Annotated in this window: 11 protein-coding genes and 1 riboswitch; of the genes, 8 read left to right on the plus strand and 3 right to left on the minus strand. The window is 68.5% G+C overall.

Annotated features, from left to right (window positions below; genetic code table 11):
• The first annotated feature begins 80 nt into the window (after nt 1-80).
• The 5 genes from E1284_RS09335 to E1284_RS09355 all read left to right on the plus strand — a co-directional run bounded on the left by E1284_RS09335 (nt 81) and on the right by E1284_RS09355 (nt 3,806).
• A complete protein-coding gene (locus tag E1284_RS09335; RefSeq protein ID WP_131938614.1) occupies nt 81-1,019 on the plus strand; it encodes a cation diffusion facilitator family transporter in 939 nt (312 codons plus the stop codon).
• Between the two features lie 116 nt (nt 1,020-1,135).
• Nucleotides 1,136-1,277, plus strand: a riboswitch (SAM riboswitch).
• A gap of 16 nt (nt 1,278-1,293) precedes the next feature.
• The gene (gene thrC, locus E1284_RS09340) at nt 1,294-2,538 is read left to right on the plus strand and encodes a threonine synthase (RefSeq protein ID WP_131938615.1); all 1,245 of its coding nucleotides are present in this window, start codon (nt 1,294-1,296) and stop codon (nt 2,536-2,538) included.
• 13 nt (nt 2,539-2,551) lie between these two features.
• Nucleotides 2,552-2,827: a MoaD/ThiS family protein gene (locus E1284_RS09345; protein ID WP_131938616.1), complete on the plus strand. Its 276-nt coding sequence runs from the start codon at nt 2,552-2,554 to the stop codon at nt 2,825-2,827.
• A gap of 134 nt (nt 2,828-2,961) precedes the next feature.
• The gene (locus E1284_RS09350) at nt 2,962-3,366 is read left to right on the plus strand and encodes a DUF5959 family protein (RefSeq protein WP_131938617.1); all 405 of its coding nucleotides are present in this window, start codon (nt 2,962-2,964) and stop codon (nt 3,364-3,366) included.
• 89 nt (nt 3,367-3,455) lie between these two features.
• Complete coding sequence (locus E1284_RS09355) at nt 3,456-3,806, plus strand: hypothetical protein (RefSeq protein WP_131938618.1); 351 nt, start codon at nt 3,456-3,458, stop codon at nt 3,804-3,806.
• Between the two features lie 113 nt (nt 3,807-3,919).
• On the opposite strand, the gene E1284_RS09360 is transcribed toward E1284_RS09355, so the two are convergent.
• Nucleotides 3,920-4,405, minus strand: coding sequence for a GNAT family N-acetyltransferase (locus tag E1284_RS09360; protein ID WP_131938619.1), 486 nt, complete (start codon nt 4,403-4,405; stop codon nt 3,920-3,922).
• Nucleotides 4,406-4,959: 554 nt separating this feature from the next.
• Between E1284_RS09360 and groL the strand changes: the two genes are divergently transcribed.
• Nucleotides 4,960-6,588 (plus strand): chaperonin GroEL, encoded by a 1,629-nt coding sequence (gene groL / locus E1284_RS09365; protein ID WP_131938620.1) that lies wholly within the window; start codon nt 4,960-4,962, stop codon nt 6,586-6,588.
• Between the two features lie 76 nt (nt 6,589-6,664).
• On the opposite strand, the gene E1284_RS41315 is transcribed toward groL, so the two are convergent.
• On the minus strand, nt 6,665-6,805 hold the full coding sequence (locus E1284_RS41315) for a hypothetical protein (RefSeq protein ID WP_165965189.1): 141 nt from the start codon (nt 6,803-6,805) through the stop codon (nt 6,665-6,667).
• Between the two features lie 315 nt (nt 6,806-7,120).
• Here E1284_RS41315 and E1284_RS09370 point away from each other — a divergent pair, with 315 nt between their 5' ends.
• Both E1284_RS09370 and E1284_RS09375 read left to right on the plus strand, forming a co-directional pair.
• Nucleotides 7,121-7,708: a phospholipid scramblase-related protein gene (locus E1284_RS09370; protein ID WP_131938621.1), complete on the plus strand. Its 588-nt coding sequence runs from the start codon at nt 7,121-7,123 to the stop codon at nt 7,706-7,708.
• A gap of 69 nt (nt 7,709-7,777) precedes the next feature.
• Complete coding sequence (locus E1284_RS09375; protein ID WP_131938622.1) at nt 7,778-8,125, plus strand: hypothetical protein; 348 nt, start codon at nt 7,778-7,780, stop codon at nt 8,123-8,125.
• A 280-nt stretch (nt 8,126-8,405) separates the two neighbouring features.
• Here E1284_RS09375 and E1284_RS42425 read toward each other — a convergent pair.
• Nucleotides 8,406-8,746: hypothetical protein (locus E1284_RS42425; protein WP_207923655.1), on the minus strand; the 341-nt coding region annotated here is incomplete at its 5' end.

Consider the following 8,746-nt stretch of genomic DNA (forward strand, 5'->3'; position numbering starts at 1 on the left):
CTCCACAGTGACCCGCGTGGTTTCCGCCACGGCCGGACAGCGGTCGGATTAGCCCGTTCTGTCAGGGGTAATCGATCAAGATGAGCAGGTCAGAGACAACGAAGACCGTGCTCGTCGCCGGTACGGCCAACGCCATTCTCGCGATCACCAAGCTGGTCGCCGGCCTGCTCGCCGGGTCGAGCGCGATGCTCGCCGAAGGCGCCCACTCGATCGCCGACACCCTCAACCAGAGCTTCCTGCTCGCCTCGCTGCGGCGCAGCGAGCGCCCCCCTGACCGGCGGCATCCCTTCGGATACGGCAACGAGCGCTACGTGTGGTCGCTGCTCGCCGCGTTCGGGATCTTCATCGCCGGCGCCGGGTTCTCGATCTTCGAGGGCATCCTGACCATGACCGGCCACGGCGGCACCGGCACCGCCGTCTGGCTCGCCTACGCCGTCCTCGCGCTCGCCGCCGTGCTGGAGGGGACGTCCTGGATCCGCGCCGTCTACCAGGCGCGCAAGGAGACCCGCGAGAACGACCGCGACCTCGTCGAGCACGTCCGCAAGTCGCCCGACCTGACGTTCAAGACCGCGCTGTTCGAGGACAGCGCCGCGATGGTCGGCCTCGCGCTCGCCGCCGGCGGGCTGGTGCTGCGGCAGGTCACCGGGTCGGACTTCTGGGACGGGCTCGCGTCCGTCCTCATCGGGCTGCTGCTCGTCGCGCTCGCCTTCCTGATCGGCAAGGAGAGCACCGGCCTGCTCATCGGGCGCGCCGCCGACCCCGACGCGCAGCGCGAGATCCGCGCGGAGATCCTCGGCGCGCCCGGCGTGACCGGCGTGGACGAGCTGCTCACCATGCACTTCGGGCCCGAGCAGCTGCTCGTCGCCGCCAAGGTCAACTTCTCCGACGACATCAGCGCCGACCAGGCCGAGGACGTCGCCGGGGAGATCGACCGGCGGCTCCGGGAGCGGCTCCCGATCGTCCGGCACGTGTTCCTCGACCCGACCCAGCGCACCGTCCGGAGGGAAACGCCGGCGTGATCAAGACCTCATCCGGGTAACGTCTCAATCGGTGGACCTGGCTGTCTGGCATCCGGTCAGCTGATGTAAAGTCCCCCATACGAGTTCAAAGCACTCGTGCATCGACAACTGAATACCGCTCATCCAGAGGGGTGGAGGGACCGGCCCTGCGAAGCCCCGGCAACCACCCGGCTATGGCGCGCTCGCGATCCTGCGAGGCCGGCCGGGAGATGGTGCCAACTCCGGCCTGCGACCAAGGTGGCGCAGGGAAGATGGGGAGAAAGGCCTCGCCCTCATGGCACTCACGCCTGCCACAGACCTCGGACCGGCTACCGCGCTCGTCTGCCGCGAATGCGGCTCCACGCGCGATCTCGGCCCCTTCTATGCCTGTGAGGAATGTTTCGGCCCCCTGGAGATCGCCTACGACTTCCAGGGCGTCACCCGGGAGTCGATCGAGTCCGGGCCGCGCAACCTCTGGCGCTACCGGGGGCTGCTGCCCGTCCCGTCCAACGTCGCGGACACGCCCAACACCGAGCCCGGCCTGACCCGCCTCGTCCGCGCCGACAACCTCGCGGAGAGCCTCGGCCTGCAGAGCCTCTGGGTGAAGGACGACAGCGGCAACCCGACCCACTCGTTCAAGGACCGCGTCGTCGCCGTCGCGCTCGCCGCCGCCCGCGAACTCGGCTTCAAGGTGCTGGCCTGCCCGTCCACCGGCAACCTCGCCAACGCCGTCGCCGCCGCCGCGGCCCGCGCAGGGATCCGCAGCGCGGTGTTCGTCCCGTCCAACCTCGAAGCGCAGAAGATCATCACGACGGCCGTCTACGGCGGGACGTTCGTGACGGTCGACGGCAACTACGACGATGTCAACCGGCTCGCCTCCGAGATCGCCGGGGAGCAGGACGACTGGGCGTTCGTCAACGTCAACGTCCGGCCCTACTACGCGGAGGGCTCCAAGACGCTCGGCTACGAGATCGCCGAGCAGCTCGGCTGGCGGCTCCCGGACCAGATCGTCGTCCCGGTCGCGTCCGGCTCCCAGCTCACCAAGATCGACAAGGCCTTCCAGGAGCTGATCAAGCTCGGCCTGGTCGAGGACAAGCCGTACCGCGTGTTCGGCGCCCAGGCCGCCGGCTGCGGCCCGGTCGCCGCCGCGTTCAAGGCCGGGCACGACGTCGTCCGCCCGGTGAAGCCCGACACGATCGCCAAGTCCCTCGCGATCGGCAACCCCGCCGACGGCCCCTACGTCCTGGACGTCGCCCGCCGCACCAACGGCGCCGTCGAGGACGTCACCGACGCCGAGGTCGTCGAGGGCATTCGCCTCCTCGCCCGGACCGAGGGCATCTTCGGCGAGACGGCCGGCGGCGTCACCGTCGCGACGCTCCGCAAGCTCATCGGCGCGGGCACCCTCGACCCGTCCGCCGAGACCGTGATCATCAACTCCGGGGACGGCCTGAAGACCCTGGACGCCGTCGCCCCGGTCGTCGCACCGGGTGCCAACATCGCCCCGTCCCTGGAGGCGTTCCGCGCCGCCGGCCTCGCCTGAGAAAAGGAGCACCATGAGCGTTTCCGTGCGCATCCCGACGATCCTGCGGACCTACACCGGCGGCGAGTCCGAGGTGAAGGCCGAGGGCACCACGCTGCGCGCCGTCGTCGCCGACCTGGAGACGAACTACTCCGGCATCTCCGCCCGCATCCTGGACGACGCCGGCAAGATCCGCCGCTTCGTGAACGTCTACGTCGGCGACGAGGACGTCCGCTTCGCCGAGGGCCTCGACACCCCGACCCCCGACGGCGCGCAGATCTCCATCATCCCCGCCGTAGCCGGCGGCTGACACCGAGCCCGGTCCCGGCACCCTCCGGGACCGGGCTGCCCCGCCCCGACCACTGGAGCCGCGTCCTCACGATCGGCGCCGCCCGACCGGTCGAAGCGCCCTCCGGCAGGACGTGCGGCCCCTACGATGGCGCGGTGACAGAGCATGACACGGTCGAACTGATCCATCTCGCCGACGACCTCGGAAACGGCGTCGTCCTCCGCATAACCGGCCAGGACGCCCGCAGTCTGGAGGGCACCATCGAGGTCGCGAGCTACTTCGTCAGCGGCAGCATCAACACCCGGGTGGACCGCGAGGACCTGGCCGCGTGGGAGAAGGTCCTCGACTCCCTGGCACAGGACGACGGCGGCGCGGCATGGCGCGAAGACCAGCGCGCAACCGAAATCCACCTGGATCTCGACGACGACCGTGTGCACGTCGCCGTAGTCGATCGGCATTCCTTCCTGGTGACGGTGGAACTCACCATCGAAGTCGCCGAGGATTGGCTCGAAGACCACCGCGAACGTCTGACCGCCACCCGCGCGCTACTCCCCGAGTAGAACCGAGTCGCCGCTGGGCGGCGGGCTTCGCAGCCGGAGAAGCAACCACGGGTGGGGCCTACGGCGACTCGAGCAATAGCCTGCATCGCGTGAATGAGGACATCCAGCAGATTCAGCCACTCGACTCCCGGATAGCAGAGGAGTGGGTGCGCAGGACGGACGAGCCGGACCTGCGTGCTGTATCGGCCTCCAAGCTGCGCGAGGGTCCGTGGTGGAACGTCAGCGTTCCGGTCATGGAATTCATCCGTGCAGACCCTCTCGAATCCGAACTGCGCCGTCGCATCGCCCACGCGCTGAGCGGCGTCAGCGGCGTTACCGGTGCCGAGGAGGAAGACCGAGAAGTGTGGACGGTGACCGGCGATCCGACGGGTGGTGCGCTGGTCGAGGCGGTCGCGCGAGTAGTGGACGAACTGGCCGACCGGACTCGCGACGCTCTGTAGCCCGTAGCTCCCCACCGCAAGGCGGCCGCGGCATCGACATCACATGGACTGGGTCTGGATCGTGGACGGGCGGGGCGGGTGGACGCGTCGCGATGCGCGGCCCGGCGCGGCCGTCAGAGCCGCTTGAAGTAGCGGGAGATCGGGAGTTCGACGAATCCGGCGCGCTCGTAGGTGACGCGAGCGGGGGCGTGCCCGGGGTCGCCGCCGGTCTCCACCATCGCCAGCGGTATGCCGGCGGCTTTGATCTGATCCAGCGCGAACGAGGTCAGCAACGTTGCGACGCCGCCGCGCTGATGGTCGGGGTCAACGGCGATCATGTAGATCTCGCCGAGGCCGTCCTCGTGGTGGAGGCGCACGGCGACGAAGCCGATCACACGGCCGTTGGTCTCGGCGACCGATACCTGGTCGTCTTCTCCGTCGCAGACGGCAAGGACGGCCTGCCGCTGGTCGGCACGCCAGTCGGGGTGCATCTGCGCGTAAAGGCCGGAGGGGGCGAGAACCTTCGCCAAGGAGGCGAAGACCGGCTCCCATGCACGCAGTGAGAGGTCCACCACCGCGTCCCGGTCGCGGGCTTGGAACGCTCGAATCACTGGTTGCATCCGGCAAGCATGTCACCCGTGGACACATAGGGCGATCGCTTTTCTGAGGGGTTGGCCAGTAGTCGCGTGGCCCCGGATTCCAGTGAGCGCCACGGGTGTGCGGCGCCGTTGTGAGCGCCGCCGCCCGACCACGCCGAGGACTCAGGCGTGCGGCGGCGGGGCGAAATATCCGGTCCCGGCCTGCCTGAACCGGTTGCCACCATGCGTGCCCACCTGGAGGAACTCGATGCGGCGGAGGAGTACGGCAACCGCCTCGCGCCCGCCAAGGACGACACGCCCGCTAGTCTCCCGGACGGGGTTCCGGCGCAGGTGAGAACGGGTCTGGGCAGGTAGGTGAACCTTCCTCTCACGGGGATGTGTGGCGCTTGCACTCGGCAGGGTAGAGTGCTAAAAAACGGTTGGCACTCTACTGTGGAGAGTGACAGCTTCACAGTCTGGGTCGGGGCGATGAGGCCTCAGTCCGGCGGCGGAATGGCAGTCGTCGGCGGGGGCCGTCCGTCGCGGGCGTCGGCTCGATCCTTTTAAGCCACCTTGTTCCGGGAGGACTGGAGCCTATGGCTGCAAAGATGATCGCGTTCGACGAGGAGGCCCGTCGCGGTCTCGAGCGCGGCATGAACCAGCTGGCCGATGCAGTAAAGGTGACCCTTGGTCCCAAGGGTCGCAACGTCGTGCTGGAGAAGAAGTGGGGCGCCCCCACGATCACCAACGACGGTGTGTCGATCGCCAAGGAGATCGAGCTCGAGGACGCGTGGGAGAAGATCGGCGCGGAGCTCGTCAAGGAGGTCGCCAAGAAGACCGACGACGTCGCCGGTGACGGCACCACCACCGCGACCGTGCTCGCCCAGGCGCTGGTGCGCGAGGGCCTGCGGAACGTGGCGGCGGGCGCCAACCCGATGTCGCTCAAGCGGGGCATCGAGGCCGCGGTCGAGCGGGTCAGCGAGGAGCTGTCCAAGCTCGCCAAGGACGTGGAGACCAAGGAGCAGATCGCCTCCACCGCCTCCATCTCCGCCGGCGACCCGCAGATCGGCGAGATGATCGCCGAGGCGATGGACAAGGTCGGCAAGGAAGGCGTCATCACGGTCGAGGAGAGCCAGACCTTCGGTCTGGAGCTCGAGCTCACCGAGGGGATGCGCTTCGACAAGGGCTACATCTCGCACTACTTCGTGACCGACCCCGAGCGGATGGAGGCGGTCCTCGAGGACCCGTACATCCTGATCGTTCAGGGCAAGGCGTCGGCCAACAAGGACCTGCTGCCCGTCCTCGAGGGCGTCATGCAGTCCGGCAAGCCGCTGCTGATCATCGCGGAGGACGTCGAGGGCGAGGCCCTGGCCACCCTGGTCGTCAACAAGATCCGCGGGATCTTCAAGTCCGTGGCCGTGAAGGCGCCGGGCTTCGGCGACCGCCGCAAGGCCATGCTGGGCGACATCGCCACGCTGACCGGCGGCCAGGTCATCAGCGAGGACGTGGGTCTCAAGCTCGAGAACACCACGACCGACATGCTGGGCCGCGCCCGCAAGGTCGTCATCACCAAGGACGAGACCACCATCGTGGACGGCGCCGGTGACGCCAACGAGATCGCGGGCCGGGTCAACCAGATCCGCACCGAGATCGACAACACCGACTCCGACTACGACCGCGAGAAGCTCCAGGAGCGCCTGGCCAAGCTCGCGGGCGGTGTCGCGGTCATCAAGGCCGGCGCCGCGACGGAGGTCGAGCTCAAGGAGCGCAAGCACCGCATCGAGGACGCCGTCCGCAACGCCAAGGCCGCGGTCGAGGAGGGCATCGTCCCCGGCGGTGGTGTGGCGCTGCTGCAGGCCGGCACCAAGGCGTTCGACAAGCTGGAGCTGTCGGGCGACGAGGCCACCGGTGCGAACATCGTCAAGCGCGCTCTGGAGGAGCCGCTGAAGCAGATCGCCGTCAACGCCGGCCTCGAGGGCGGCGTCGTGGTGGAGCGGGTCCGCAACCTGACCCCGGGTGAGGGCCTCAACGCCGCCACCGGCGACTACGTCAACATGTTCGAGTCGGGCATCCTCGACCCGGCCAAGGTGACCCGGTCCGCGCTGCAGAACGCCTCGTCGATCGCCGCGCTGTTCCTGACCACCGAGGCCGTCATCGCCGAGAAGCCCGAGAAGAACCCGGCCCCGGCGGGCGGCATGCCCGACGCCGGCGGCATGGACTTCTGACGCGATTCCTCACGTCGGTGAGTCTCAAGGGGCGGCCCCACCGGGCCGCCCCTTTCGCGTTCCCCGCGGCCTGCCATCATGCGGCCCCGTGGACGGCCTCTTCGGCTTCCCGGTGCACCGCTACGCGCTCCTGGACGCGGACGACCGCGAGGTAGGGCAGTTGGACGGCAGCCGTTTCGGTCGCAGCTTCCCGGTACTGGACGCCCACGGACACCATGTCGCCCAGCTCGACAAGGAATGCAACTGGTCGACGTGGCTGCCAGGTCGCGATGTGTGGACGAGCGGGGTAGATGCGGGTGCCTGGAGGGCGAGAAGGGTGTGTCTTTCGCATTGCCGTCGCGGGTCGAGTTTGTGGAGGTCAGTTGCGGTGTGAGCTCGCGCCAGCCGGTTACGGAGCGGGGCTGCGGGCCGAAAGAGCTTTCCCTTCCGGGCCGGAGCTTGGCAGGATCGCCCGGTGAACACACCCGGGCAAGGGTGTGCGGTCATGGAAGCGAGGCGGCCCGCGCATGCGGCCGATGAGGCAGGAGAACACGTGAGCGAAGTGTTCAGCTCCCCGGTGCTCAAGGTCGAACAGCCTCGCCGGGGCCCGTTCGCGAAGTCGCAGTACAAGGTGATGGACGGCGACGGGACCGTCCTCGCAATCGCCGGCCAGACGAACGACGAGGGCCGCTCCGAATTGCGGGGCCTGTTTCCCGGCAAGTCGAACCTCGACGCCCGGGCCGTCCTGCTGACCACGCCCGGCGGCGAGCCGCTGCTCATGGTGGACAAGCAGAGCGGGCGGGAGTTCACCGAGGTCTTCCGGCCGGACGGCGAGCGCGTCGGGTCTTTCGTCACCGAGCGCGTCGGGCGCCGATACATCATCTACGACGACGACGGGACGTTCATCGGTGCCGTGGACGTCGACGTGCCGCGCAACAACTTCCTGGTGAAGGACGCCGACGGTGGCCAGGTCGCCCATGTCCGCAAGAAATGGGCGGGTCTCGCCACCCACCTGCTGACGACGGCGGACAAGTACTCGATCGAGATCTCCGATCCGGTCCGGGAACCGCTCCGCACGATGGCCGTGATGACCGCGATCGTCATGGACATGAACCTCCACGAGGCCAAGGAGATCACCTGACCGCGGCCGCGGCCCCGGATGGGCCTTCACGGCCCCCGCAGGGCGAGGTACGTTCCGTTCGTGGAGGCCATGCCCGCGCGAGCGAACGGCTGGTGGATCTCGCCGGCCGTCCCGACCATCGCGAACTGTGCGCTCGCCGCCCTCTGGTTCTTCTCCGCCATCGGAGGCTGGGGCGACGCGGCCTTCTGCGGTGAGGACGGCCGCCACGATCCGGGATGCGGTGCCGGCTTCGACGACGCGGTGAGGCTCTCGACTCCGGTCGCCGCCATGGCCCTGGCCGTGGCCGTCACCGCGTGGGCCATGCAGCGCGTCCGGCGCCGGCCCGGCCTGCTGGACGCGTCCCTGACCGTGGCGGCATTCATCTGGGTCCTCGCCGAGGCGGTTCTCTTCGTTGGCGGACACCTCGCCAAGCAATGAGCGCAGCTGCTGGGACGGGCGTTGCCGAAAAGAAACATTGGCGGTTCGGACGGTGCGCCAGATGCGGTGGATCGGGGATGAAACGGACATAATCCGAGGTAGAGCGGGTCTCGTGCCGCGCAACGACCGGGCGGGCGACCGGACTCGGGACGATCCGTTCCCGCGAGCTGGTTTGACGTCCACCCCCCTTGGGCATACTGTTCACTTCGCCCCACGGGGTGCGGGACGCCTGCCGGCGGCCGGCCCGAGGGGAAACCACCTGCGAACCAGTTGACGCGGCTCAGTCGTGTCCGCTGTGCCGTGCGGTGGCATCGGAAAGGGTCCGTTTTGACAATCGGGCCGGATCTGGTGAAATAGCTCCACCGCTCCGAAGGTGCCGCGCAAACGGCATTGGACGGGTGTTATCGGGGAAAGCCGAAATTGACAGACCGGCCGGATCCGATAAAGTAAGACGAGTCAGCCCCGAGGCGGGAAACGCGAAAGCGGATCCAGCACGGTGGGTGTCCGTTTCTTGAGAACTCAACAGCGTGTTAAAAGCCAGTGCCTTTATCGGCTCGGTCAGTTGGCCGGGCCGCCCCGTGGCCATCTTCGGATGGTGGGGATTTCTTTGAGGCAATGCGC

This window comes from Actinomadura bangladeshensis (assembly GCF_004348335.1).
GTDB classification, from domain to species: domain Bacteria; phylum Actinomycetota; class Actinomycetes; order Streptosporangiales; family Streptosporangiaceae; genus Spirillospora; species Spirillospora bangladeshensis.